The sequence below is a fragment of the bacterium genome, from assembly GCA_019637795.1.
GTDB lineage: Bacteria > Desulfobacterota > Binatia > HRBIN30 > CADEER01 > JAHBUY01.
Genome location: JAHBUY010000003.1, coordinates 686,815 through 711,093 on the forward strand (window position 1 = coordinate 686,815; position 24,279 = coordinate 711,093).

Below are 24,279 nucleotides of genomic sequence, written 5' to 3' on the forward strand. Positions count from 1 at the left end.
CCATGACCGCCGCCGCCCAGCTCGTCCAGAAGCTCTGGAACTACTGCAACCTGCTCCGCGACGACGGCCTGTCGTACGGCGACTACGTCGAGCAGCTCACTTTCCTGCTCTTCCTCAAGATGGCCGACGAGCGCAGCCGGCCGCCGTTCGACAAGCGGTCGCCGATCCCGGCGAAGTTCGGTTGGGACAAGTTGGTGCAGCTCGACGGCGACGCGCTGGAGACGCACTACCGGCACACGCTGGAGGAGCTGGGGAAACAGCCGGGACTGCTGGGAACGATCTTCCGCAAGGCACAGAACAAGATCCAGGATCCGGCCAAGCTGCGGCGGCTGATCGCCGACCTCATCGACCGCGAGAACTGGTCGGCGCTGTCGGCGGACGTGAAGGGCGACGCCTACGAGGGCCTGCTGCAGAAGAACGCCGAGGACGTGAAGGGCGGCGCCGGCCAGTATTTCACGCCGCGGCCGCTGATCCGCGCCATCGTCGCGGTGATGGACCCGCGGCCCGGCGAGATCATCTGCGACCCGGCCTGCGGCACCGGCGGCTTCCTGCTGGCGGCGCACGACCACGTGCGGGCCCGCCACAAGCTCGACAAGAAGCAGCTCGCGCACCTCAATCGCGAGGCGCTGCGCGGCGTCGAGCTGGTCGACGGCGTCACCCGCCTGTGCGCCATGAACCTGCTGCTGCACGGCGTCGGCAGCGGCGACGGCGACGACGTGCCTGTGCTCACCAGGGACGCCCTGGTCGCCAAGCACGGCGAGTACGAGGTCGTGCTCACCAATCCGCCGTTCGGCAAGAAGAGCAGCGTCACCGTGGTCACCGCCGCCGGCGAGACCCAGCGCGAGTCGCTGACCATCCAGCGCGACGACTTCTGGGCCTCGACCAGCAACAAGCAGCTCAACTTCCTCCAGCACGTCTTCACCATCCTGAAGCAGCACGGCCGCGCCGCGGTGGTGGTGCCGGACAACGTGCTGTTCGAGGGCGGCGCCGGCGAGACGGTGCGCCGCGCCCTGCTCAAGCAGGCCGACGTGCACACCCTGCTGCGGCTGCCCACCGGCATCTTCTACGCCCAGGGCGTCAAGGCCAACGTGCTCTTCCTCGACCGCAAGCCGGCGCGCGAGGCGCCGTGGACGACGACGCTGTGGATCTACGACCTGCGCACCAACCAGCACTTCACGCTCAAGGAGCATCCGCTCGCCGACGCCGACCTGAGCGAGTTCGTCGCCGCCTTCAACCCGGGCAATCGCCACGAGCGGAGCGAGCGCGAGCGCTTCAGGCCGTTCGCCTACGACGAGCTGCTGAAACGCGACAAGGTGAACCTCGACCTCTTCTGGCTCAAGGACGAGGCCCTGCAGGAATCGGCGAACCTGCCGCCGCCCGAGATCATCGCACGCGAGATCGTCGACGATCTCGAGGCGGCGCTGGAGCAGTTCGGCGCCGTCGCCGACGATCTGGAGTCCAGCGCCTCGGACTGAACGGCGCCAGGGCTCGAGGTCGCGTGGGCCTTCCGCGTCGGCGAATGCGCCGGAGACGGCCAACGCGGGCGGGGGGCGCGGCCGCGCGCCGAGCCGCGCCCCCGCGCCCATCAGGGCGCTCGCGGGCAGCCGGCGAGGGCGGCGTTGACGGCGGTGATCAGCTCGTACACCGCGATCTCGCCGTCGCCGTTGCGGTCGAGCGCCGGACACTCGGTAAACGGCACATTGCCGAGGGCGATGGCGACGCCACGCACCAATTCGTCGACGCTCACCCGCCCGTCGCCGTTGCAGTCGCCGAGGCAGCGCGGCGGCGTCGCCGTCGGCGGCGGGGTCGCGCTCGCCGTCGGACTCGGGAGCGGCGAGTCGGTGGGTGTCGGCGGTGGTTCGGTCGAGGTCGGCGGCGGCGAGTCGGTGGGCGTCGGAGTCGCGGTGGCGCTCGCCGTGCTGCTCGCGGTCTCGCTGGGCAACGGCGTGCGGGTGGACGTGGAAACCGGGGTCGGCGTTGCGGTGCGGGTGCGGGTCGGCGTGCTGGTTCCGGCGGAGCTCACGATGATGCCGCCGCCGCTGCAGGTGGTCGGGTAGAGGTCGATCAGATGGTTCCCTGCCTGCGGCGGCGAGGTCTGGGCGACGCCGCAGACGAGCGGGACGACGCCGGCGGCGCCGCTGGCGAGGCGCAGGCGGCACGAGAAGAGCTCCACATCGCCGGGAATCGGCGCGACGTTGCGGAAGGAGAGCACGACGGCGCGCACCGTGGCGCAGTCGAGACCCGGCGTGCAGCCGTAGGGCTGGAAGGCGAAGGCCGTCTCCTCCTTGCCGATCTGCGGGTTGACGGCGCAGTCGGGCAGGCCGCTGCCGGTGGCGGCGAATTCGGCGCCGCCGTTGGGCAGCACGAGATCGACGAGGGCGCCGACCACCGGCGCGTCGGCGGACAGCCGCACCGGCACGTCGACGAGATCGCCGGGGTTTCCGGCGCCGGTCCCGATCCGCAGCCGCGCCGCGGGGGTCGGGGTCGGCGAACCGAACGGCCGCGGCGTCCAGGTTCGCGTCGGCGTGAAGGTGGGCGTCGGAGTCGCCACCGACTGCACGATCACCCCGCCGCCGCCGCAGGCGACCGGCAGCAGGCGCTGATCCGGCGAGCCCGCCGCGGCGCTCTCGCACGCCACCGGCACGACCCCGACCTGGCTGGCGGTGATGCGCATCCGACAGGTGAACAGCGGACCGTCCGGGATCGGGTCGACGTCGTACAGCGACAGGATGAGCGCGCGCAGCGCCCGACAGGGCGTCGCCGACTCCGCCCCGCAGCCGGCGGGAAGGAAGCGGAACACCGACGAGCCCTTGTCGATGCCGGGCTCGACCGCGCAGGCCGGATCGCCGCGGCCGTTGCGCAGCACCTCGGCGCCGTCGTCGGGCAGGGCGAGGATCATGTCGACCGCCGCCACCGCCTCGCCGCCGCTCTCAAACTGCACCGGCAGCCACACGATGTCGGAGCGCGCGCCGCTCGCCGCGCCGATGGTGACCCGCACCGCGGCCGCGGCCGGCGCCGCGAACAGGGCCAGCGCGACGCCGCCCGCCACCAGTCGCCACCGCCCCTCGGATCGACGGACCGAATCGCGATTCCAACGCATGCGTACCCCCTCGCCTCGTGCATCGGCGGACCTCGCCGATGGCTGACCCGTGCAACGACCGCGCAGTCGCGGGACGGCCACCAGAGGCCCCCGTTGCGCCCCAATATCTTGCGCGCCGTGGATTGTCAGCGGCTGGCGGGAGCTGGCCGCCGCGGCCCCAGAAGCGGAGACGGGTGTCGATGCCGAGGGCTCGCGTCGCCACCGGCCAGTGCGCTAAGCACGCGCCCGTGCCCGAACCCCTCCATCGATCGCGCCCCGGCGGTTTCGACATCCGGCCGGCGAGCCAGAGCGAAGCGACGCCGGTGGCCGACGGCATCTGGTTGTCGCAGGGGCTGTCGAACGCCTATCTCGTCGTCACCGCGGCCGGCCGGGTGGTGATCAACACGGGCATGGGGTTCGAGGCGCCGCTGCACAAGCGGTTGTTCGACGCCGTCGACGCCGGCCCGGTGCGTTACATCCTGCTGACCCAGTCGCACGTCGACCACGTCGGCGGCGTCGAGCTGTTCCGCGAGCCCGGCACCGAGATCGTCGCCCAGGCGAACAACCGCGCCTGCCAGGCGGACGACGAGCGCATCCATCCCTTCCGCGTCGCCCACTCGGCGCCGTTCTTCCCGACCGCGGTCGAGCGCGCCGAGCAGAACCGCCACGTGCAGGCGCGGCCGGAGCCGACGGTGACGTTCGAAGACCGCCACGAATTCGATCTCGGCGGCGTGCGCTTCGAGCTGCTGGCGACGCCGGGCGGCGAGACCACCGACTCGATGTGCGTCTGGCTGCCGCAGCGGCGCATCGCCTTCGTCGGCAACGTCTTCAGCGCCCTCTTCGGCCACTTCCCCAACCTCGTCACCCTGCGCGGCGACCGCTATCGCTTCGCCCTGCCCTTCATCGACGCCGTCGAGCGCGTCCGCGCCCTCGAACCGGAGGTGCTGCTCACCGGCCACTTCGAACCCATCCGCGGCGCCGCCCTGATCGGCGCCGAGCTCACCCGGCTGCGCGACGCCGTTCGCTTCGTGCACGACGAGACGGTGCGCGGCATGAACGAGGGCCGCGACGTGTTCACGCTGATGCGGGAGATCCGCCTGCCGCCGGCGCTCGAGGTCGGCGAGGGCTACGGCTGCGTGGCGTGGAGCGTGCGCGCCATCTGGGAGGGCTACGCCGGCTGGTTCCACCAGCGCTCGACCAGCGAGCTCTACCCGGTGCCGGTCGCCGACGTGTACGCCGACGTCGTCGAGCTCGCCGGCGGCCCCGGCCCGCTCGCCGAGCGCGCCCGCCGCCGCCTCGCCAGCGGCGACGCCGTCGCCGCCATCCATCTCGCCGAGATGGCGCTCGCCGCCGCGCCCGATTCGCGGCCGGCGCTCGCCGCCTACCTGGCGGCGCACGAGCACCTGCTGGCGGAGCGCGGCGGCATCAACTTCTGGGAGACCGGGTGGCTGCGCCACCAGATCGCCCGCGCCCGGGCGCGGCTCGACGCCGCGGCAGACGGGTGAGCCGGCGATGTCCGCGACGCTGAACCTCGCCGTCGTCGGCTGCGGCGCCATCTCGCAGCTCCACCTGCCGGCGCTGCGCGAGGGCGCGCGCCGCACCACCATCGCCGCCGTGGTCGATACCGACCCGGCGCGCGCCGAGGCGGCGGCGCGGAGCACAGGCGCGACGCCGTTCACCAGCCTCGACGCGGCCCTGGCGCGCGGCGGCATCGAGGCGGTCGACCTGCTGCTGCCGCACCACCTGCACGAGGCCGTCGCCGTCCGCTGCCTCGATGCCGGCCTGCACGTCCTGCTGGAGAAGCCGATGGCGACGACGCTGCCGGCGTGCGAGCGCATCCTCGCCGCGGCGCGGCGCGCCGGCACCGTGTTCATGGTCGGCGAGAACACGCAATACTGGCCCGAGGTGCTGACCGCGCAGCGGCTGCTCGGCGAGGGCGCCATCGGCGACGTCGTCACGGCGCGCGGCAGCTTCGCCATCCCGCCGCTGCCGCAGTTCTACGGCGAGCCCAACGCCTGGCGGCTCGACAACGCCGTCGCCGGCGGCGGCATCGCGCTCGACACCGGCTCGCACTGGATCCGGCCGCTGCGCATGTGGCTGGGCGAGGTCGACGCGGTGGTCGGCGCGATCGGCCGCCCGTACGCGGCGATGCAGGGCGAGTCGCTGGTGCGCGCCCTGCTGCGCTTCCGCTCCGGCGTCGTCGCGGCGCTCGACGGCATCATGCGCGAGCCGCCGTTCGCGCCCGAGCCGCTGTTCCGCCTCACCGGGACGCGCGGCGAGATCACCGTCGAGCGCGCCGGCTACGCGCAGCTCTGGTCGCCGGAGGAGCCGACGGGACGCGAGGTCGGCGAGCTGGGCGGCTATCCGAGCTCGTTTCCGGCGCAGTTCGCCGACTTCGAGGCCGCGGTGCTCGACGGCACGCCGCTCGCCGCCGGCCCGGAGGCGGCGCTCGGCGAACTGCGCGTCGCCCTGGCGCTGTATCGCTCGGTCGAGAGCGGTCGCTGGGAGCCGGTATGGGACTGACCGCCGGCGTCCGCTTCGACTTCGCCGGCGCCCGCGTCCTCGTCACCGGCGGCACCGCCGGCATCGGATACGCGATCGCCCGCGCCTTCGCCGCCGCCGGCGCGGCGGTGACCGTCACCGGCCGGCGGGCGGACGCGCCGGAGTACGATACGGATCTCGCCGGCTTCGCCTACCGCCAACTCGACGTGCGCGACAGCGCCGCCATCGCGCCGTTGGCGGGCGGGCTGGGCGGGCTCGACGTGCTGGTGAACAACGCCGGCGCCAACCTGCCGGGCGGGCGGAGCGAGTACGAACCCGACGTCTTCGAGGAGTCGGTGCGGATCAACCTCTTCGGCGCCTACCGCATGGCGGCGGCGTGCCGGGCGCTGCTCGCCGCCAGCGCCCTGCCGGGCGGCGGCAGCATCGTGCACATCGCCTCGCTGGCATCGTTCTTCGGCATCGCGCCGGTCCCCGGCTACGGCGCCGCCAAGGCGGGCGTCGTGCAGATGACGAAGACGCTGGCGGCGGCGTGGGCGAAGGACGGCATCCGCGTCAACGCCGTCGCACCCGGTCTCATCCGCACCCAGATGACCGCCCGCATCCAGGCCAATCCGGAGTACACGCGCAGGGACTTCGAGCGCATGCCGCTCGCCCGCTGGGGCACGCCCGAAGAGGTCGCCCCGGCGGTGCTGTTCCTCGCCAGCCCCGCCGCCTCCTACATCACCGGCCACACCCTGATGGTCGACGGCGGCTATTCGGTCGCCTGATGGTGACCGCCGACCACATCCGCGACGTCTTCGCCCGCTACTGCGAGCTCGTCTCGCGCGGCGACTGCGACGGGATCGCGCTGCTCTACGCGCCCGATGCGACGGTCGAGGATCCCGTCGGCTCGCCGCCGCACCGCGGCCGCGAGGCGATCCGCGAGTTCTACCGCGCCTCCGCCGGCGCCGTGCGCCTCCAGCTCGAGGGCCGGGTGCGCGTCGCCGGCCGCGCCGGCGCGGCGGCGATGATCGCCCGCCCGGCCGCCGATCCGTCGCTGCGCATCGAGACGCTCGACGTCATGAGCTTCGACGACGCCGGCCTGATCACCCGCATGTGCGCCTACTGGAGCGCCGATACCATGGTGCGGGAATGAGCGCCGGCGACGAGATCCACATCGCGGACCTGGGCCGGCCGGTGCTCACCGACCAACAGCGGGCGGCGATCGAGGGCGCGGCGCGCCTGCCGATCCACCTGCGCGAGGACGTCGTCCTCGCCGCGGCGCGCGAGCGCACCGGCCTGTCGGACTTCGGCGACGAGGGATTCCGCGCCCGCCTGCGCGTCTGGCTGGCCGCCGCCGACGAGGATGCCGAGCTCGGGCCAGTCGGACGCGCCACCGTCTTCGGCACCTGCGTCCGCAACCTCGCCAACCGCCTGCGCCTCGAGGACCTCTGCAAACGGCACCCGGAGATCGCCGCGGTCCGCATCGACCGCCCGATCATCATCGCCGGGCTGCCGCGCTCCGGCACCACGCACCTGGTGAACCTGATCGCCGCCGACCAGCGCCTGCGCTCCCTGCCCTACTGGGAGAGCCTCGAGCCGATCCCGGCGCCGGACGATGCGCCGGGCCCGGACGGCGTCGACCCGCGCCTGCGGCGCTGTCGCGAGACCTACGCCCGCGGCGACCGCCTGCTGCCCCACCTGCGCGCCATGCACCACATGACGCCGGAGCACGTGCACGAGGAGATCGAGCTGCAGGACCTCGATTTCGGCAGCTACAACCTCGAGTGGTACGCGCGCGTGCCGCGCTGGCGCGATTGCTATCTCGCCGCCGACCCGCGGCCGAGCTACGCCTATCTCAAGCGCGCGCTGCAGGCGCTCACCTGGCTGCGCGGCCCGGCGCGCTGGGTGCTGAAGAGCCCGCAGCACCTGGAGCAGCTCGGGCCGCTGTACGACACCTTCCCCGACGCCACCGTCGTGCTCACCCACCGCGACCCGGTGCACGTCATCCAGTCGGCGATCACCATGCTCGCCTACGGCGCGCGCCTGCGCCGCACCCGCGTCGACCTCGACGACATCGCCACCTACTGGATCGACCGCATCGAACGCCTGCTGCGCGCCTGCGTGCGCGATCGCGACCGGCTGCCGCCGGCCGCCAGCCTCGATGTCCTCTTCCACGAATTCATGGCCGACGACGTCGGCACGGTCGAACGCATCTACGCCCTCGCGGACCTGCCGATGACCGCCGCGGCGCGCGCCCAGCTCGACGCCTTCATGGCCGACAACCGGCGCGGCAAGTTCGGCCGCGTGCGCTACGACCTGCGCGCCGACTTCGGCCTCGACCCGGACGCCCTGCGCCGCCGCTTCGGCTTCTACTTCGACCGCTTCCCCGTCCGCGCCGAAGAGGCGTAGGGGTCGATCCGGCAGCGCGCCGCCTTGCCGCAACCCGTGCCGCGGCGCGGCGGAGCCCTCCGGTTGACCCGTCGGCGCGGCCGCGACAGTACAGGCGCGCATGTCCGGACCACGGCCATCGCCGGGCGACCTCGCCGGCGACCTGCGCAGCACGTTCCGCTACGGGATGGGCGCCGCGAGCGCCGCGGCGCACGCGCTGCCACTGTCGCCGCCGTCGCGCTCGCTGCGTGCCGCCTGGCTCGGGGAGCTGGCGCGGGCGTGACCGACGATCTGCAGGCGCTGCTGGCCGAGCGGGCGTTGGCGCCGCAGGCGCTCGTGCCCCTGGCGCGCCTGGAGACCCCCGCCAATCTGACTCGCACGTACCGCCTCGATCTCCCGGACGGCACGCGCCTCAAAGCGCTCGAGTCGTCGAGCGCGCGGCGCGCGGCGACCATCGAGGACGCGCTCGTCCGGCTGCGGCTGCCCGCCCTGCCGCGGGTCCTCGGGCGGCGCGGGCGGGCGCTGCTGTTCGAGTGGATCGAGGGCGTGCCGATCGGCGACGAGATGCTCGAGGCGGCCGCGGCGCTGCTCGGCACCGTGCACGCGCGGTCGCCCGCCGGTCTCGTCGTCGAATCGCATCTCGAGCCGCTGGCGGCGGCGGCGCGTCTGGCCGAACGCACGCGCCGTCTGGTCGCGGCGGGACTCGTCGATCCCGACACCGCCGGCCGCCTCCTCGCCCTCGCGCCGCCGCCGCCGGAGCGCCCGCGCTTCGCGCACTGCGACCTCTGTCCCGAGAACCTGCTGTTGGCCGACGGCGCGCTGCGCATCATCGACAACGGGAGCTGGCTCGTCGGGCCGGCCGGCTACGACCTCGGGCGCACGCTCTGGCGCTGGCCGATGTCCGCCGCCGGACGGGCCCGCTTCCTCGCCGCCTACCGCCGCGCCGGCGGCGTCGCAATCGCCGCCGAGGCGCTGGCGTTCTGGACCGGCGTGGCGGCGGTCGGAGGCACCTTCTACCGCCTCGGCGGTCCGGTGGCCGACGCGGCCCGCCGCCTGCGGCAGCTCGTCTGATCGCCCGCCGGTGCGTGACGCAGGGCCTTTCGACGGCTCGGCGCTCGTCGCGATCGCGTCGGCCGATCCCGATGAGCCGCCGTATTCCGTCGCGAGCGCCATGTGGCGGCGCCGTGCGCGGCACGCGCGCCGGGCGCCGGAAATTCGCAATTGACGCGGCCGCCGGCCGTGCCATACGAGCGGACTCGAAAGACGACACCGGTGGCGACCGCCCAGAAGCCGATCGAGATGATCCTCATGCGGCAGCTCGCGAGCACGCTCGCGATGCCGATCTTCCTCGTCGACGCCGAGGGCGCGCTGGTCTTCTACAACGAGCCCGCCGAGGGCATCCTCGGCCTGCGCTTCGACGAGACCGGCGAGATGCCGGCGGGCGAGTGGGCCGCCCATTGGGAGCCGTCGGCCGCCGACGGCACGCCGCTCGCCGCCGACGAACTGCCGCTGCTGGTCGCCATTGCCCAGCGCCGCCCGGCGCAGGGGGTGTTCTGGATCCGCCGCGCCGACGGCCGGCGGCAGATCCAGGTCATGGCGATTCCGATCGTCGCCGCGCCCGACCGCCTGCTCGGCGCCGCCGCGATCTTCTGGGAGGACGGCGCGTGAGGGTGCAGCTCTGGGGCACCCGCGGCTCGCTGGCGGCGCCCGGCGGCGAGACCGCGCGCTTCGGCGGCAACACCTCCTGCGTCGCCGTCCACGGCGCCAACGGCACGCTGGTGGTGATCGATGGCGGCACCGGCATCCGTCGCCTCGGCGCGGCGACGCGCGGCACGCTGCGCCGCGTCGACGTGCTGCTCTCCCACCTCCACATGGACCACATCCAGGGGCTCGGCTTCTTCGAGCCGCTGTTCGATCCCGCCGTCGAGTCGCACCTGTGGGGCCCGGCGCAGTCGGCGCGCGACCTGCGCGACCGGCTCTGCCGCTACCTGTCGCCGCCGCTGTTCCCCGTCCACCTGCGCGATCTCCCCAACCTCACGTTGCACGCCGTGCCGCGCCAGCCGTTCGCGGTGGGCGAGCTGCGGGTGCTCGCCGACCGCATCTGCCACCCCGGCTTCACCGTCGGCTTCCGCATCGAGAGCCCGCGCGGCGTGCTCGCCTACCTCTCCGATCACGAGCCGGCGCTCGGCGTCGCCCGCTTTCCGCAGACCGTCGACTGGACGTCCGGCTACGCCCTGGCGCGCGGCGCCGACCTGCTGCTGCACGACGCGCAGTACAGTCTCGCCGAGTATCCCGCCCACATCGGCTGGGGCCACAGCGCGATCGATCACGCGTTGACCTTCGCCCGCCTGGCGGCGGTGCGCCATCTCGTCACCTGTCACCACGACCCGGCGCACTCGGACGACGACATCGATCGCCTGACCGCCGAGGCGACGGCGCGCGCCCGCCCGGCCTTCGCCGTCACGGCAGGCGCCGAAGGCGCCGTGTTCGACGTCGGCGCGTGACACCGCCGCCCGCGTCGGCGACTGGACGGCCCCGCGACCCGAGTCGCCAGCGGTTGGCGGCGCCGGCTAGCGCAGCCCGAGCCGGCGCAGGGGCAGCGGCCGGTTCCAGATCCCGTCCCAGAGACCGCGCAGCTCGGCCAGTGGCTGCGCGACGTGCCGCTCGCGGTGCGCCGTCCAGAGCAGACGCGGCAAGGTGAGGAACAGGTCGCGCGGCACGTGCGGCAGGGCGCGCAGCACGGCGCGCAGCCGCTCGCGGCGCGGCGCGGTCGGGTCGCTGTGGATGCCGTGGCGCGCCAGGAAGAAGAGCTCGAGGACGCGCCGGTAGGTCCACTTGCCGATCTCGTACTCCTCCTCGCGGCCCATCACCGCGGCGAGATACTCGAGCGGCACGGCGCGCAGGGTCGAGTACCAGAAGAACGCGGTCTGGTAGGCGGTGGCGTGCTTCTTCACGAAGCGCACGGCGTTGCGGGCGCCGAGATACGTGCGCACCGGGCTCCACGACAGCGGCACCGGATTGGGGAGCTGGGCTTCGCCGGTGAGCAGTTGCGGCCGCGTGGCGCGCGCGACGTCGGTGCTGCGCGAGCCGTGGTGCCAGATGCGGGAGAACGGCTGATAGAACACGCGGAACCCCGCCTGGCGGGCCCGGAAGCACCAGTCGACCTCCTCGTGATAGGCGAAGTACGCCTCGTCGAGCAGGCCGACGGCGCGCAGCGCGGCATCGGTGAACAGCATGCCGCAGCCGATCCCGGCATCGATCTCGCGCGGCTGGTCGAAGCCCTCGCCCGGCAGGGCGTTGACGCCGTAGTGCCAGACGATGCCGTGGCCGAAATAGATGTCGAGGAACGCGGCGTCGAGCAGCTCGGGCCGATCGGCGCGCAGGGCGGCGCTGGAGATCGCGCCGACGCGCTCGTGGCCGTTGAGAATCCACAACAGCGGGTGCAGGAAATCCGGCGCCACGACGGTGTCGTTGTTGAGGAGATAGACGCCGCGCGCGCCAGCCTCGAGCGCGGCGCGCATGCCCGCGTTGTTGCCGCCGGCGAAGCCCTCGTTCACCGGCAGCTCGATGACCCGCGCCCACGGGTGTCGCGCCCGGATCGCCGCCACCGAACCGTCGCGTGAGCCGTTGTCCACCACCCACACGGCCGCTCCGCCGAGGTCGGCCTGCGCCAGGCTGTCGAGACAGGTGAGGGTGTCCTGCTGGCGGTTCCAGTTCAGGACGACGACGGCGAGATCGGCGAGACGGATCTCGTCGGCGCCGGCCGCTGCCGAGCCCGCTGTCGCGTGGGGAGAAGACTGGTACATGGAGGCCGGCGGCTGGACGGCCGGAAGATACCGGCAACGCGCGCGCCGAGACAAGCGCGAACGGCCCGGGACGAGTCATCCCGACGTCGCCGATCCCGACGTCGCCGATTGACGGTCACGCCGCGACGCTGCTAGCCCGGATCATTCATGACATCGCACCTGCGAGCGCCGACCGCCGCCATCGCTGGCCGCGCGCGCTCCGTCAGCCTCGACGGACCGGTCGAGTCTGCCTGCGTCGGTCGTCGCTGCGCTGGGCCCGATCCCGCGCACGCTCGACGCTCTCGCGACGCGAGCTCATGAATGATCCGGACGAGCTCGGCACGGAGGGGTCGCATGACGTCCGCACCCGCACCGCCGCGCCAGCGCGCGCGGCAGCCCATGGCCGGTATCGTGATCCCGCTCGCTCGGGTCACCGGTGGCGCCGTCGTCGCGGCCGACCGCGCGGCGGTCCCGCTGGCGACGGACGTCTGACCGGGCCGCGATGCGGCGCGCCGGAGTCGGGGAGGACATCATGGCCACGCAGGTAGTGTGCATCTCGCGCACGCAGGCGGCGCTGGGCGAGGCGGTCGGCAACCTCGTCGCCGAGCGCCTGGGGTTCCGCTACGTCGACGAGGAGGTGATCCAGCAGGCGGCGCGGCTGGCGCAGGTGGACCCGGCGCTGGTCGCGGCGGTGGAACAGCGCCAGCCGCTGCTGCGCCGGGTGATCGACAAGCTGGCGGCGGCGCGCGATCTCATCGGCCCGGCGACCCTGATGGTCGGGGTCCCGATCCGCACCGGAGCCGCCGACAACGCGGCGCGCCGCGTCACGCCGGAGGACCTGCGCGTGCTCATCCAGGCCGCGATCCAGCAGCTCGCCAGCGACGGCCGCGCGGTCATCCTCGCGCACGCCGCCTCGATGACGCTGGCGACGCGCGCCGACGTGCTCCGCGTCCTGGTCACCGCCTCGGCCGAGACCCGGGCGCGGCGCCTGGCCTCGGCCCAGGGCATGACCGCGGAAGCCGCCAGCGCCGCCGTCGCCGCCTCGGATCGCGAGCGCCGCGACTACTTCCTCCGCTTCCACGGGCTCGCCGACGAGCTGCCGACGCACTACGACATCGTCGTCAACACCGACGCCCTCACGCCGGCGCAGGCGGCGACGCTGATCGCCAGCGCGGCGCTCGCCGCGCGGTGAGCGCTGGCCGGCGCGCGCGCCGTTTCTTGACGCTCCGGACGGGGATGATTAGCGGGCGGCGGCACGAGGTGAACGCGCCATGGAAGTCGGAGACATGAAGGCCCTGGTCCGCCGCCTCTACGAGGAGTTGTGGGGCGACGGCGACCTCTCGATCATCGATCACTGCATCGCCCGCGACTACGTGAACCATCAGCGCGTCGTCGACCCGCACCTCTCGCCGTCGGTGAGCGCGGTCGAGATCTGCGGCAGGGACATGTTCAAGACGCTGGTCGGCGCCTGGCGTGCCGGCTTCCCCGACGTCCGCACGACGGTCGAGGATCAGATCGCGGAGGGCGACAAGGTCGCCACCCGCTGGATCAGCCGCGGCACCCAGACCGGCCCGTGGATGCGCGTGGCGGCGAGCGGCAAGCCGATGCTGGTCGAGGGCATCAGCATCGACCGCATCGCCGACGGCAAGGTGGTGGAGACCTGGACCAACTGGGACCTGCTCGGCCTGATGCAGCAGATCGGCGCCGTCCGCTCGCCGCTGTGAGCCCCGGCTCACCGGGGCGGCGGCGCCATGCGGAGCCCCGATGGCCGCCCCCGAGGGGCCGACGCATGCCGACGACGTCGTCGACGGCGACCGTCCTCGCACCTGTCCCGGCCGCGGCGTCGCTCGCGGCAAGGCATTCGCCGCCGGCAAGACGCCCCGCCCCTCTCAGGACGGGCACCCCTGCAGGGCGTTGTTCACCGCGCGAATCAGCTCCTCGATCCCAGCGCTGCCGTCGCCATTCGCGTCGAGGCTGACGCACTGGTCGAGCGCCGTGCTGCCGAGCGCGATGTTGACGCCGCGGATCAGCTCGTCGATCCCGACGGTGCGATCGCCGTTGCAGTCGCCGACACACGCCGCGACCTGGGCGGTCCCGGTCGGCGCCGGCGGCGACACCGTGACCGTCGCCGGCGGCGCGGTCGCCGGCGCCGTCGCGGTGGCCAGCGCGCCGGTGGTGACGGTCGGCGTCGGCGCCACGGCCGTGGCGGTCAGCGTCGCGGGCGGCAGCGTGGACGCGACGGTGACGGTCGCGATCGGCGCGGTCGCGGTGGCTGGCGCGGTGGCGGTGGAGAGTGCGGTGCCGGTGGGCATGGCCGTGGGGGTATCGCCGCCCGGGGTCGAGGTCGGCGTCGGCGTCGGCACGCAGGTCCGGATGATGCGCGGCGTCGGCGTTGGCACGTCGGCCGTCGGCTCGCACACCAGCGTGACCACGACGCCGGCGTCGCCGAGCTGTGGTCGGTCGAGGGCGGCCCCGGCGGCGACCAGGGTCGTCCCGCTGAGGACCATCCCGTTCGCAAGCTGGGCGCAGGCAAGCGGCCGGCCGCTGCCGTTCGCTTCGATCAGCGTGCTGCCGCCGTTGGCATTGAGGACGCGGACCTTGGCGACGCCCGTGGTCCCGGGATAGGCGACCGCCGCCACCGGCGGCACATCGTCACCGGTGCAGGGGATGGCGTCGGGCCCGAAACTGGGCGGCCCTGTCCCGGGCGAGGCGACGCAGGACGGCGCCGCGTCGATCAGGGCGTAGGATGAGACCCCGAGCTCGAAGGCGCTCGAGCCGACCGGCCCCGTGCCGCTGCGCACGGTCGCCGGCGTCGGGTCGGCGGCCGAGGCATCGACGGAGACGATCGCATCGATGCCGTCGAGCCGGGCCGTGCCGCAGTCGATCAGTCCGCCGCCGGCGTTGCCGGGGCCCCAGCCGGGAATCTCCCCGAGCACGGTGCAGGACAAGCCGAGGCCGGGAACCATGCTGGGTGCCAGATGCGCGTGGGCAGCGGGAATCACGAACGGCACCGGCTCCGCCGGACGATCCTCGCGCCGGTCGCCGACGGCGAGCACGAGTTGCCCGGCGAGCGCGGAGGGAAGGGTGAAGGACACCGTCTTGACCGTGGCGCTCGATTCCTGGGCGAGCGTGCAGGTGACCACGCGCTCGAGCGTGCAATTGGCGGCGCAGCCGTCGCCGCCGACCGTGTTGCCGTCGTCGCAGGTCTCGCCGCCGCTCATCGCGCCGTCGCCACAGGTCTGCGCGTCGGCCGACCCGACGGTCGTCAGTACCAGCAACGCCGAGAGAGCTCGCCCCACTGTGCGCCGCATCGGCGTCACCTCCCATCCCTCCTTTGACGCAGCGGCCACGTCGATTACAAGCGACAGGTGATGCCTCGGACGGCTTTGCCCAATAAAGGTTGCTAGGTTGTTAGTTGTTAGGTTGTTAGTCTCAGAGGCCGTTCAGGCCTAACAACTAACAACCTAGCAACCTAACAACCTGGGGCTGCCTCGCGCGAGCAGCGAATTCTTGGGCAAGGCCGCCTCGGACGTAGCCCTTGCGATCCGCGGCGGGGGTCGCCTCCGGGTCCGCGGTCAGCGTGGAGGCGGCCGCGGCGGGGCCGGCACGCCGGCCACGGCGGCGGGCGCGGGCACCTCGCGGGTCGCGACGCGTCCACCCGTCAGCGGGCCGGCGCGGATGCGCGCCGCGGAGAATCACGGCGCCGGCGGGCACCGCGACGCGCCTCAACCGGCCGCCGCCGTCTCGCAGATGCCGTCGACGATCTGGGCCAGCGCGGTGCCGTCGACGACGGCGGGGCGGCGCGGCGCGCGCCGCGGCATGCGCAGGCGCGCCACCGCGGCCACGTCGCGCACGACGGCGACGCGCCCCTCGGCCGCCAGCCAGCGGTCGACGCTGCCGAGCCGCCCGGAGAAGACCGAGACCGCCGGCACGCCGAGCACGGCGGCCTCGCGCAGCATGGTGCCGCCGCCGCAGACCACCAGATCGGCGGCGCAGATCAGCGACGGGCCGTCCACCGCGTCGCGCAGGACGCGTATCGCCGGCAGCCGATTCGCCAGACCGTCGTACTCGTCGGCCTGCGCCGCGGTGCGCGGCAGGACGACCAGGCGGACGCCCGGCTGCGCCGCCAGGTGCTCGACCAGCCGCCGCTGTACCGCGTCGCCGCGCGGGTCGGTGTAGACCGCGTGGTGGGCGATCGGCCGGAACACCACCAGCCGCTCGTCGTCGGCGATACCGAGGGTCCGGCGGACAGTCGGATCGGCTGCGAATCCCGCCAGGTACACGTGCTCCTTGAGGCCGTCGTAGGGGCGGATGATGCGCGCCGGCACGCCGCAGGCCGCGAAGGCGCGGGGCGGAATCACCGCCGGGGCCATGAGACAGCGCGCGTGGCCGAAGGTGCGCAACCCCGGATGCTCGTAGTCGATGGCGCCGAAGAGCGGCATCCCGAGGGCGCGCGCCGCCGCGCCCTGGGTGTAGGACACGTGGCTGACGGCGATATCGAAGCGACGGCGCGCGAACGCCACCAGCGCGGCGGTGCGCTCGCGATGGCGCGCCTGCTTGGCCGCCTCGTCGCGATCCGCGTCGTGCCCGGCGCCGATCACCTGCACGCGCAGGCCGCGCGCCCGCGCCAGCGGCAGCGTGTTGGCGAAGCGCCGCGCCGTCAGCGTCACCTCGTGGCCGCGGCGCTCGAGCGCCGCGATCACGGGCTCGAAGAACAGAACGTGCGGCGTGTTCGCCAGGTCGATCCAGATGCGCATCCCGTCCGCCGCGTCCCGCCTGCTCGAACCCGCTTATCGGTCCGCTCACCCGGCGACAACCGACGACCCGTCGATGCCGGCCATTTGAGAAGCGCCGCGGCGCGCGCTACGGGCGGGGCGATGTTCGACGTCGAGGCCCATCTGCGCCGCATCGAGGCCGACGGTTTCACGGTCATCCCCGATTTCCTCGACCCCGCGACCCTCACCGAGGCGCGCCGCGTCCTCGCCTTCTACCTCGGCTCGCACCTGGGCCGGAACGACTTCGAGGGAACGCGCACCGAGCGCGTGTACACGCTGGTGGCGCGCGGCCGCGTCTTCTGGCCGATCGTGCTCGACCCGCGGGTGCTGGCGCTGTGCGAGCGCCTCCTGCAGCCCGGCTTCCTCCTCACCGCCAGCCAGGCGATCGCCATCCAGCCCGGCGAAACGCCGCAGCCCTTTCATTACGACGACACCTTCTACCGCCTGCCGCGGCCGCGGCCGATGGTGTCGCTGTCGACCATCGTCGCCGTCGACGCCTTCACCGACGACAACGGCGGCACCGAGGTGGTGCCGGGCAGCCACCGCTGGAGCGACGCCGAGCTCGGCCGGCCGTTCGACGTCCTCGCCGCGCCGACGCCCGAGCTGGCGCGCGCCGAGGCGTCGCTGGCGGAGCGGGCGCGCACGGTCACCATGCCGGCCGGCGCCTGCCTGGTGTTCGCCGGCACGCTGCTGCACCGCGGCGGCCGCAACCGCAGCCCCCACCCACGGTGCGCCGTCTCGAACCAGTACTGCGAGCCGTGGGCGCGCCAGCAGGAGAACTTCGTCCTCGCCGTGCCGCCGGAAGTGGCGCGCCAGATGCCGGAACGCCTGCGCGAGATGCTCGGCTACTCCATCCACCCGCCCTTCATGGGCCAGCTCAGCGCCAGCCACCCGCGCAAGGCGCTGGACCCGGATTACCGCAACCCGCTCGTCGCCCAGGCCCGCGCCGCCGGCGCCCGGCTGCCCGAGTAGGATCCCGTGGGCTTCCGTTCCGCGACGCGCTACGCTGCGCCGTCTCGCACGCTCACGCTCACGGAGGATCGATCATGAAGCTGCATACCGGGCTCGGCCCCAATCCACGCGCCGTCCGCATGTTTCTCGCCGAAAAGGGGATGACCATCCCGTTCGTCCAGGTCGACCTGATGAGCGGCGAGAATCGCCGCCCGCCCTACACCGACAAGAATCCCGCCGGCCAGCTCCCCTGCCTGGAGCTCGACGACGGCACGATGCTCGCCGAGATCCTCCCCATCTGCGAGTACGTCGAGGAGCGGCAGCCGCGGCCGCCGCTGGTCGGCACCACCGCCGAGGAGCGCGCCGTGACCCGCATGTGGGCGCGGCGCATCGACCTCAACATCGTCGAGCCGATGACCAACGGCTTCCGCTACGCCGAGGGCCTGACGCTGTTCCAGGATCGCATCCACTGCATTCCGCAGGCGGCCGACGACCTGAAGGCCATCGCCCGCGAGAACCTGGCGTGGCTCGACGGCCTCATGCGCGACAACCCGTTCATCGCCGGCGCGCGCTTCACGCTGGCCGACATCCTCCTCTTCGCCTTCCTCGACTTCGGCCGCACCGTCGGCCAGGCGCTCGATCCCGCCCTGCCGTGGCTCAACGGCTGGTTCGCGCGCGTGGCGACGCGGCCGAGCGCCGCGGCCAGCGCCTGAGCGCGCCGCCGCCGGGGAACCGCGCGGTCCGCGCGCCGGCGCGCGGACCGCGAATTGACATCTGCCAGTTTTTTCTGACAGACGTCAGCTCGATGACGCATCAAGTCATGCCGGCCGGGCGCGCCCCGCATCTCGCCGAGCGCGGGCCGAAGGGCGTGCGCACCCGCGAACAGCTCTTCGCCGCCGCCCTGGACGAGTTCCGCCGGGTCGGCGTCGAGGCGGCGAGCATCGGCGAGATCGCCCGCCGCGCCGGCACCTCGCGCGCCAGCTTCTACTTCCACTACCCCTGCAAGGATGCGGTGCTGCTCGACCTGCAGTGGCGGGTCGAGAGCACCCTGGTCGAGCGGGTGCGCGAGCAACGCACCCTGCGCGGCGCGCTGGCGGCGCTGATCGAGGCGCTGATCGAGGCGCAGGCGACGCTGGCCTCCGGCGACCTCCTGCGCGCCATGTTGAGCGTCTACATCCAACGCCCGCCGGGGCTCGACCTCGCCGAGCAGGCCTTCCCGTTGATGATGCAGATCGGCCGCTGTTTCGCCGCCGCCAAGGGCCGGGAGCTGCGGCGCGGCGTCGACCCCGCGCTCGGCACGCACCTCTTCCTCACCAGCCTGTTCGGCCTGGTCGCCAGCTCGCCGCAGCCGCTCGCCGAGCGGCGCGACGAGCTGCGGCAGCTCGCCGCGCTGTTCCTCGAAACGCCGCGCCGCCCGGCGCGCCGCGCCTGATCGGAGCCGCCGTGGACGCCTACGCCCGTTTTCTCGTCCGCCGCGCCGGCCTGGTGCTCGTCGCGGTGGCGCTGGTCACCGTCTGGATCGGCCTCGGCCTGCGGCAGTTGCGCAGCGAGTTCAGCATCGAGGCGAGCCTGCCGGCGCACCATCCGCTGATCGAGATCGATCGGCAGATCCGGCGGCAGTTCGGCGGCCGCAACACCGTCATCGCGCTGATCGTGCCCCGCGAGGGCGACGTCTGGCGTCCGGAGGTGCTGGAGGTCGTGCAGCAGGCGACCTTCGCGGCGCTGCACCTCGAGGGCATCATGGCGCAGAACGTGGTCAGCCTGGCGGCGCCGAGCGTGCGCGTCGTCGACGACACCGACGGCCGGCTCGAGGTCAACTACCTCATGCACGACGTGCCGCGGACGCCGGAGGCGGTGGCCGCGCTGCGCGCCCGGGTCGACGCCGACCCGCAGTTCCGCGGCATGCTGGTGACGCCGGACCAGCGCGGCGCGGTGCTGGTGCTCGACTTCTGGGACGGCAACGCCGGCATCGACATCGCCCACCGCGTCCTCGGCCTGCGCGACCAGTTCCGGGACCGCCCCGTCGACCTCTACTTCGCCGGCGAGCCGATCATCGCCCTGACCGACGTCGAGCAGTCGCAGGAGGTGGCGCTGCGCATCCCCGCCACCTTCGTGGTGATCGCGCTCATGCTGCTGATCTCGTTCCGCAACCTGCAGGGGATGGTGATCCCCATGCTCACCGCGGTGCTGAGCACGATCTGGGGCCTCGGGCTCATGGGGCACACCGGATTGGTCATCGACACCTGGAACGTCGCCACGCCGGTGCTGCTCATCGCCGTCGCCGCCGGCCACTCGGCGCAGATGCTCAAGCGCTACATCGAGGAGGTGGAGCGGCTCGGCGACAACCACGCCGCGGTGATCAGCTCGACGGTCACCATGGGGCCGGTGATGATCGCCGCCGGCGGCGTCGCCGCGCTCGGCTTCGCCGCCCTCAGCCTCACCGGCATCCCGGCCATCATGGGCTTCGGGCTGGCCTGCGCCTACGGCATCGCCAGCGTCGTCGTGCTGGAGATGACCTTCGTCCCGGCGCTGCGCTCGCTGCTGCCGGCGCCGCGGCCGATGCCGCGCCGCGACGGCCCGATCCAACGCCTGCTCGACGGCCTCGAGCAGGCGATCATGCGCCGCGGCGGCCGCGCGGTGCTGATCGGCACCGCCATCGCGGTGCTGCTGGCGATCGCCGGCGCGGCGCAGATCCGCACCTACGGCTCGACCAGCGAATACCTGGCGCACGGCAGCATCCCGCGCGACCACCTGGAGCAGATCCAGCAGCACTTTCCCGGCACCACGACCATGACGCTGCTCTACGAGGGGCCGCCGGAGAGCGCCAAGAGCCTGGCCGAGCTGCAGCACCTGGACGGCCTGCGCGCCGAGCTCGAGCGCGATCCGGTGGTCTGGCGCACCGCCTCGCTGGTCGACCTGATCAAGACCCTGCATCAGACGTTCAACGCCGACGCGCCCGATCCCTACCGGCTGCCGGACAGCCAGGAGCTGCTCTCGCAGTTGATGTTCCTCGGCGACTCGCCGGCCTTCGAGCGCTTCATCGACCGCGAGTACGCGCACTCGCTGCTGGTCGCCTACCTGCGCAGCGACGACTCCGCCCAGGTGGGCCCGCTCATCGAGCGCGCCCGCGCCTGGGTCGCGGCGCATCCGCCGCCGCCGGGCATGCGGGTACTGATCGCCGGCGGCGCCGGTCCGACCGTGGTGGCGGTCAACCAGCACACCACCCACACCAAGGTGCTCAACATCCTGCTGGTGCTGACGGCGATCTACCTCGTCTCGTCGCTGGTGCTGCGCTCGCCGCTCGGCGGCCTGTACGTGATCACGCCGATCGCCCTCAGCATGGTCCTGCTGTTCGGGCTGCTCGGCTGGATCGGCATCCGCCTCGACATGGGATCGTCCTCGGTGCTCGCCATCGCCGCCGGCATCGGCGCCGACTACGCCATCTACTTCCTCTACCGCCTGCGCGAGGAACGGGCGCGGGCCAGCGACGATGGCGCGGCGCTGCACGTCGCGATGCAGACCTCCGGCCGCGCCGTCATCTTCGTCGCCACCAGCATCGGCGCCGGCTTTCTCGCCATGGGTCTGTTCTCGCGCTTCTTCGGCCTGCGCCTGTTCGGGACCCTGATGCCGCTCGCCATGGCGGTCTCCTGTCTCGCGGCGCTGTCGCTCATGCCGGTGCTCGTGCTGCGCACCCGCCCGGCTTTCATCTTCGGCCGCCGCCGCGCCGCCGCCGCCGGCGAGCGCCGGCCGGCGCTGGGCTGACGCCGCGTCCGCCGAGCGCGTCAGCGGTCGGCGTCGGCGAGCAGTTGCCGCAGGCCGGCCAGGGGCACGCCGACGTCGGCGTGCCCCTGGCGCTGGCGGTACGCCGCGCCCTGGACGAGGGCGACCATGTGCCAGAACGGCAGGTGGGCGAGGAACGGGTCGGGATCGCAATGCGCGCGGTAGCCGTCGAGATAGGCGGCGCGCTGCGCCGGCGTCATCGGCCAGCGATACCAGGTGCGGCCGAGGTCGTACTCGCTCGGCGCCACCGCCACGGTTTCGAGATCGACCAGGCGGAGCTCGCCGTCGGGCCGGCAGACGATGTTGTCGGCGCAGTAGTCGCCGAGCGCCACCGTCGTCGTGCCGCGCGCCGGCGCGTGGCGCCGCGCCAGGCGCAGCAGCCCGCTCCCCTCGTGCTCGGCGAGGGAGCCGCCGGCGACGAGGGCGTCGAGGTCGCTGCGCAGCGCCGCGGCGCAGCGTCCCGCCGCCTGCGCGGGGTCGGCGTCGGAGCGGGCGCGCGCGTGCACCCGCGCCTGCGCCGCGCCGCAGCGCCGCAGCAGCGCCGCCGGCCATCCGGCGGCGGCGAGCGGCTGGCCTTCGACCCATTCGGTCAGCAGCGCCTCGCCGCCGTGCGCGATCAGTCGGGGCGCCAGCGCCCCGAGGTCGTCGATCAGCGCCGCCACCCGCGCCGCCGTGGCGGCCTCGAGCGTGCGCACGCCCTTCAACGTGCGGCCATCGGCGAAGCGCAGCCGGAAGGCGGTGGCGACCCGCGCCGGGCCGCGACGCGACAGCGGAATGGCGGCGACCAGCGGGCGCCCCACCGCCTCCACCAGCGCGGCGAGATCCGCGCCGAGCTCCGCTGCGGCCGTCATCGCGCTCTCTAGAGCAGATGCGCCGGCCGTCGCCAATCGCGCCCGCCCCGCGCTTCCGCTCTCCGGCGGCGCCGGCTACGCTCGCGACCTTGCGCCAGCCCGCCACCCGCCCCACGGCCGCCGCCGTCACCGCCGACTGGTCGGGACGCTTCCGGCCGGACATCGAGGGACTGCGCGGCCTCGCGGTGGTGCCGGTGGTGCTCTATCACGCCGCGGTGCCGGGATTCGCCGGCGGCTACGTCGGCGTCGACGTGTTCTTCGTCCTCTCCGGCTACCTGATCACCGGCCTGCTGCTGCGCGAAGCCGCGGCGACGGGCGCCGTCGCGCTGGCGGCGTTCTACGCCCGGCGCGCCCGCCGCATCCTGCCGGCGGCGGCGCTGGTGCTGGTGGCGACGCTGCTCGCGTCGGCGCTGTGCCTGCCGCCGGTGCGCGTACCGGACATCGCGGTCGACGGCGGCTGGGCGGCCCTGTTCTCGGCCAACCTCCGCTTCGCCCTGCAGGCGACGGACTACCTGCAGGCCGACCGCGCCCCGTCGCCGCTCCTCCACTACTGGTCGCTCGGCGTCGAGGAGCAGTTCTATCTCCTGTGGCCGGCGCTCGTCCTGCTCGTCGTGCGGCGGCGCGGCAACGGCGCGGCGCGTGCCGGAGCGCTCGCGTTCGCGGTCGCCGGCGCCTCGTTCGCCCTGTCGCTGCGCCTGACGGCGACGAACCTCCCCTGGGCCTTCTTCTCCCTGCCGACGCGCGCCTGGGAGCTCGCCCTCGGCGCGCTGCTCGCCGTCGCCGACGCGCGCCGCGTCGCGCTGCCGCGCGGGCTCGCCGCCCTGGCGGGCTGGAGCGGCGCGGCGCTGGTCGGCATCGCGGTGGGGTCGCTCTCCGCCGCGACGCCGTTCCCCGGCACCGCCGCCCTGCTGCCGACCGTCGGCACCGCGCTGCTGATCGCCGCCGGCGGGCAGGCGCCGCCGGCGGCGCCGAGCCGGCTGCTGGCGACGCCGGTGCCGCGCTTCATCGGGCGGATCTCGTACTCGCTCTATCTGTGGAGCTGGCCGCTGCTGGTCATTCCCGCCGGCGCGGCGGACGCGCCGCTGCCGCTGTGGCAGCGCCTGGCGCTCGCCGCCCTCGCCGTTCCGCTCGCCGCCGCCAGTCAGCAGCTCGTCGAGCAGCCGCTGCGACGCGGGCGGGGCATCGGGACGGTACCCGCCCGCAATCTGGCGTACGCGGCGGCGCTGTCGGTCGCCGTCGTCGCCGTCGCCCTCGCCACCTACGGCGGCGCGCGCTGGCGGCTCGGCGGCCGCGGCGTCGACAGCGCCGCGGCGCCGCCCGCGGCCCTGGTGCCGCTGCTCAGCGGACCGCTGCCGGACGATGTCCACCCTTCGCTCGCCGAGGTGGCGGCGGACATCGCGCGCCTCTATCCCGACAAGTGCCACCTCGGGGCGCGGGAGACGGAGGGCGCCGCCTGCGCCTACGGCGCGCCGGCATCGTCGCGCACCGTGGTGCTGTTCGGCGACTCGCACGCCGCGAACTGGTTTCCGGCCCTCGAGCCGATCGCCGCGGCGCGCGGCTGGCGCCTGCTGGCGCGCACCAAGTCGGCCTGCACCGCCGCCGACGTACCGGTCTGGAACTGGAGCCTCAAGCGCGTCTACGCCGAGTGCGCGACGTGGCGCGAGGGCGTGCTGCGCGCCATCGAGGCGGCGCCGCCGGCGCTCGTCGTCCTCGCCGCGGTGCGGACGGCGGCGGTGGTCGCCGACGGCCGGGTGATCGACGGCCCGCAGCGGGAGCGCGCCTGGGCGGACGGGCTGGCGCGGACGATCCGCCGCATCGCGGCCACCGGCGCCGCCGTCGTGATGATCCTCGACACGCCGCGCCCGGCCGGCGACCTGCCGACCTGCCTGTCGAAGCACGCCGACGACGTCGCCGCGTGCGCGACCGCGCGCTCGCAGGCCGTCGACGAGCACTGGCGCGCCCTCGAGCGCGCCACCGCCACGGACGCCGGCGCGTCGGTCATCGATCCCACCGACTGGGTGTGCCCGGGCGATCCCTGCCCGCCGGTGATCTCGTCGCGCATCGTCTTCCGCGACGACCATCACCTGTCGACCGCCTTCGTCACGCTTCTCGCCTCGCGGCTGGCGAATGCCCTGCCCGCGGACGGATCGATCGCCGCCGGCGGACGCGCGGCGGCGCCGTAGCCG

22 protein-coding genes are annotated in these 24,279 nt (G+C 73.8%); 17 read left to right on the plus strand and 5 right to left on the minus strand.

Annotation, left to right across the window (positions count from 1 at the left end; genetic code table 11):
- The first annotated feature begins 2 nt into the window (after positions 1–2).
- Positions 3–1,475 carry an SAM-dependent DNA methyltransferase gene (locus tag KF840_12925; GenBank protein MBX3025803.1) on the plus strand — a complete coding sequence of 491 codons (1,473 nt, stop codon included), beginning with the start codon at positions 3–5 and terminating at the stop codon, positions 1,473–1,475.
- Positions 1,476–1,585: 110 nt separating this feature from the next.
- On the opposite strand, the gene KF840_12930 is transcribed toward KF840_12925, so the two are convergent.
- A complete protein-coding gene (locus KF840_12930; protein ID MBX3025804.1) occupies positions 1,586–3,100 on the minus strand; it encodes a hypothetical protein in 1,515 nt (504 codons plus the stop codon).
- 227 nt (positions 3,101–3,327) lie between these two features.
- Here KF840_12930 and KF840_12935 point away from each other — a divergent pair, with 227 nt between their 5' ends.
- The 9 genes from KF840_12935 to KF840_12975 all read left to right on the plus strand — a co-directional run bounded on the left by KF840_12935 (position 3,328) and on the right by KF840_12975 (position 10,455).
- Positions 3,328–4,584, plus strand: a complete 1,257-nt coding sequence (locus tag KF840_12935; GenBank protein ID MBX3025805.1) for an MBL fold metallo-hydrolase — start codon at positions 3,328–3,330, stop codon at positions 4,582–4,584.
- Between the two features lie 7 nt (positions 4,585–4,591).
- Positions 4,592–5,602, plus strand: coding sequence for a Gfo/Idh/MocA family oxidoreductase (locus KF840_12940; GenBank protein ID MBX3025806.1), 1,011 nt, complete (start codon positions 4,592–4,594; stop codon positions 5,600–5,602).
- Positions 5,593–6,348 (plus strand): SDR family oxidoreductase, encoded by a 756-nt coding sequence (locus tag KF840_12945; protein MBX3025807.1) that lies wholly within the window; start codon positions 5,593–5,595, stop codon positions 6,346–6,348. The genes KF840_12940 and KF840_12945 overlap by 10 nt, the downstream gene beginning before the upstream one ends.
- Complete coding sequence (locus KF840_12950; GenBank protein MBX3025808.1) at positions 6,348–6,716, plus strand: nuclear transport factor 2 family protein; 369 nt, start codon at positions 6,348–6,350, stop codon at positions 6,714–6,716. The genes KF840_12945 and KF840_12950 overlap by 1 nt, the downstream gene beginning before the upstream one ends.
- On the plus strand, positions 6,713–7,972 hold the full coding sequence (locus KF840_12955) for a sulfotransferase (protein MBX3025809.1): 1,260 nt from the start codon (positions 6,713–6,715) through the stop codon (positions 7,970–7,972). The genes KF840_12950 and KF840_12955 overlap by 4 nt, the downstream gene beginning before the upstream one ends.
- Positions 7,973–8,072: 100 nt before the next feature.
- The gene (locus KF840_12960) at positions 8,073–8,234 is read left to right on the plus strand and encodes a hypothetical protein (GenBank protein ID MBX3025810.1); all 162 of its coding nucleotides are present in this window, start codon (positions 8,073–8,075) and stop codon (positions 8,232–8,234) included.
- A complete protein-coding gene (locus KF840_12965; GenBank protein ID MBX3025811.1) occupies positions 8,231–9,022 on the plus strand; it encodes an aminoglycoside phosphotransferase family protein in 792 nt (263 codons plus the stop codon). Before KF840_12960 ends, KF840_12965 begins: the two co-directional genes overlap by 4 nt.
- A gap of 201 nt (positions 9,023–9,223) precedes the next feature.
- Entirely contained in the window at positions 9,224–9,619 is a 396-nt protein-coding gene (locus tag KF840_12970) for a hypothetical protein (GenBank protein ID MBX3025812.1), read from the plus strand.
- A complete protein-coding gene (locus KF840_12975) occupies positions 9,616–10,455 on the plus strand; it encodes an MBL fold metallo-hydrolase (protein MBX3025813.1) in 840 nt (279 codons plus the stop codon). Before KF840_12970 ends, KF840_12975 begins: the two co-directional genes overlap by 4 nt.
- A gap of 66 nt (positions 10,456–10,521) precedes the next feature.
- Here the strand turns inward: KF840_12975 and KF840_12980 are convergent, their stop codons facing one another.
- Entirely contained in the window at positions 10,522–11,757 is a 1,236-nt protein-coding gene (locus tag KF840_12980; protein ID MBX3025814.1) for a glycosyltransferase family 2 protein, read from the minus strand.
- 511 nt (positions 11,758–12,268) lie between these two features.
- Between KF840_12980 and KF840_12985 the strand changes: the two genes are divergently transcribed.
- On the plus strand, positions 12,269–12,928 hold the full coding sequence (locus KF840_12985; GenBank protein ID MBX3025815.1) for a cytidylate kinase-like family protein: 660 nt from the start codon (positions 12,269–12,271) through the stop codon (positions 12,926–12,928).
- 79 nt (positions 12,929–13,007) lie between these two features.
- A complete protein-coding gene (locus KF840_12990; GenBank protein MBX3025816.1) occupies positions 13,008–13,460 on the plus strand; it encodes an ester cyclase in 453 nt (150 codons plus the stop codon).
- Positions 13,461–13,625: 165 nt separating this feature from the next.
- On the opposite strand, the gene KF840_12995 is transcribed toward KF840_12990, so the two are convergent.
- Both KF840_12995 and KF840_13000 read right to left on the minus strand, forming a co-directional pair.
- Positions 13,626–15,047 (minus strand): hypothetical protein, encoded by a 1,422-nt coding sequence (locus tag KF840_12995; protein ID MBX3025817.1) that lies wholly within the window; start codon positions 15,045–15,047, stop codon positions 13,626–13,628.
- A gap of 414 nt (positions 15,048–15,461) precedes the next feature.
- Complete coding sequence (locus KF840_13000; GenBank protein MBX3025818.1) at positions 15,462–16,493, minus strand: DUF354 domain-containing protein; 1,032 nt, start codon at positions 16,491–16,493, stop codon at positions 15,462–15,464.
- Between the two features lie 120 nt (positions 16,494–16,613).
- Here KF840_13000 and KF840_13005 point away from each other — a divergent pair, with 120 nt between their 5' ends.
- The 4 genes from KF840_13005 (at position 16,614) to KF840_13020 (ending at position 21,224) form a co-directional block, all read left to right on the plus strand.
- The gene (locus tag KF840_13005; GenBank protein ID MBX3025819.1) at positions 16,614–17,483 is read left to right on the plus strand and encodes a phytanoyl-CoA dioxygenase family protein; all 870 of its coding nucleotides are present in this window, start codon (positions 16,614–16,616) and stop codon (positions 17,481–17,483) included.
- A gap of 74 nt (positions 17,484–17,557) precedes the next feature.
- A complete protein-coding gene (locus KF840_13010) occupies positions 17,558–18,175 on the plus strand; it encodes a glutathione S-transferase (GenBank protein MBX3025820.1) in 618 nt (205 codons plus the stop codon).
- 92 nt (positions 18,176–18,267) lie between these two features.
- Entirely contained in the window at positions 18,268–18,894 is a 627-nt protein-coding gene (locus KF840_13015; protein MBX3025821.1) for a TetR/AcrR family transcriptional regulator, read from the plus strand.
- An 11-nt stretch (positions 18,895–18,905) separates the two neighbouring features.
- Positions 18,906–21,224 (plus strand): MMPL family transporter, encoded by a 2,319-nt coding sequence (locus KF840_13020; GenBank protein MBX3025822.1) that lies wholly within the window; start codon positions 18,906–18,908, stop codon positions 21,222–21,224.
- A gap of 20 nt (positions 21,225–21,244) precedes the next feature.
- On the opposite strand, the gene KF840_13025 is transcribed toward KF840_13020, so the two are convergent.
- Complete coding sequence (locus tag KF840_13025; protein ID MBX3025823.1) at positions 21,245–22,093, minus strand: aminoglycoside phosphotransferase family protein; 849 nt, start codon at positions 22,091–22,093, stop codon at positions 21,245–21,247.
- Between the two features lie 89 nt (positions 22,094–22,182).
- Between KF840_13025 and KF840_13030 the strand changes: the two genes are divergently transcribed.
- Positions 22,183–24,276, plus strand: coding sequence for an acyltransferase (locus KF840_13030; GenBank protein MBX3025824.1), 2,094 nt, complete (start codon positions 22,183–22,185; stop codon positions 24,274–24,276).
- Positions 24,277–24,279: the final 3 nt, after the last annotated feature.

Excerpts from the sequence above, each read along its gene's own strand:
- KF840_12925 (MBX3025803.1), top strand. The coding sequence starts at position 3 with ATGACCGCCGCCGCCCAGCTCGTCCAGAAGCTCTGGAACTACTGCAAC.
- KF840_12930 (MBX3025804.1), bottom strand. The coding sequence starts at position 3,100 with ATGCGTTGGAATCGCGATTCGGTCCGTCGATCCGAGGGGCGGTGGCGA.
- KF840_12940 (MBX3025806.1), top strand. The coding sequence starts at position 4,592 with ATGTCCGCGACGCTGAACCTCGCCGTCGTCGGCTGCGGCGCCATCTCG.
- KF840_12945 (MBX3025807.1), top strand. The coding sequence starts at position 5,593 with ATGGGACTGACCGCCGGCGTCCGCTTCGACTTCGCCGGCGCCCGCGTC.
- KF840_12950 (MBX3025808.1), top strand. The coding sequence starts at position 6,348 with ATGGTGACCGCCGACCACATCCGCGACGTCTTCGCCCGCTACTGCGAG.
- KF840_12955 (MBX3025809.1), top strand. The coding sequence starts at position 6,713 with ATGAGCGCCGGCGACGAGATCCACATCGCGGACCTGGGCCGGCCGGTG.
- KF840_12960 (MBX3025810.1), top strand. The coding sequence starts at position 8,073 with ATGTCCGGACCACGGCCATCGCCGGGCGACCTCGCCGGCGACCTGCGC.
- KF840_12980 (MBX3025814.1), bottom strand. The coding sequence starts at position 11,757 with ATGTACCAGTCTTCTCCCCACGCGACAGCGGGCTCGGCAGCGGCCGGC.
- KF840_12985 (MBX3025815.1), top strand. The coding sequence starts at position 12,269 with ATGGCCACGCAGGTAGTGTGCATCTCGCGCACGCAGGCGGCGCTGGGC.
- KF840_12990 (MBX3025816.1), top strand. The coding sequence starts at position 13,008 with ATGGAAGTCGGAGACATGAAGGCCCTGGTCCGCCGCCTCTACGAGGAG.
- KF840_12995 (MBX3025817.1), bottom strand. The coding sequence starts at position 15,047 with ATGCGGCGCACAGTGGGGCGAGCTCTCTCGGCGTTGCTGGTACTGACG.
- KF840_13000 (MBX3025818.1), bottom strand. The coding sequence starts at position 16,493 with ATGCGCATCTGGATCGACCTGGCGAACACGCCGCACGTTCTGTTCTTC.
- KF840_13005 (MBX3025819.1), top strand. The coding sequence starts at position 16,614 with ATGTTCGACGTCGAGGCCCATCTGCGCCGCATCGAGGCCGACGGTTTC.
- KF840_13010 (MBX3025820.1), top strand. The coding sequence starts at position 17,558 with ATGAAGCTGCATACCGGGCTCGGCCCCAATCCACGCGCCGTCCGCATG.
- KF840_13015 (MBX3025821.1), top strand. The coding sequence starts at position 18,268 with ATGACGCATCAAGTCATGCCGGCCGGGCGCGCCCCGCATCTCGCCGAG.
- KF840_13025 (MBX3025823.1), bottom strand. The coding sequence starts at position 22,093 with ATGACGGCCGCAGCGGAGCTCGGCGCGGATCTCGCCGCGCTGGTGGAG.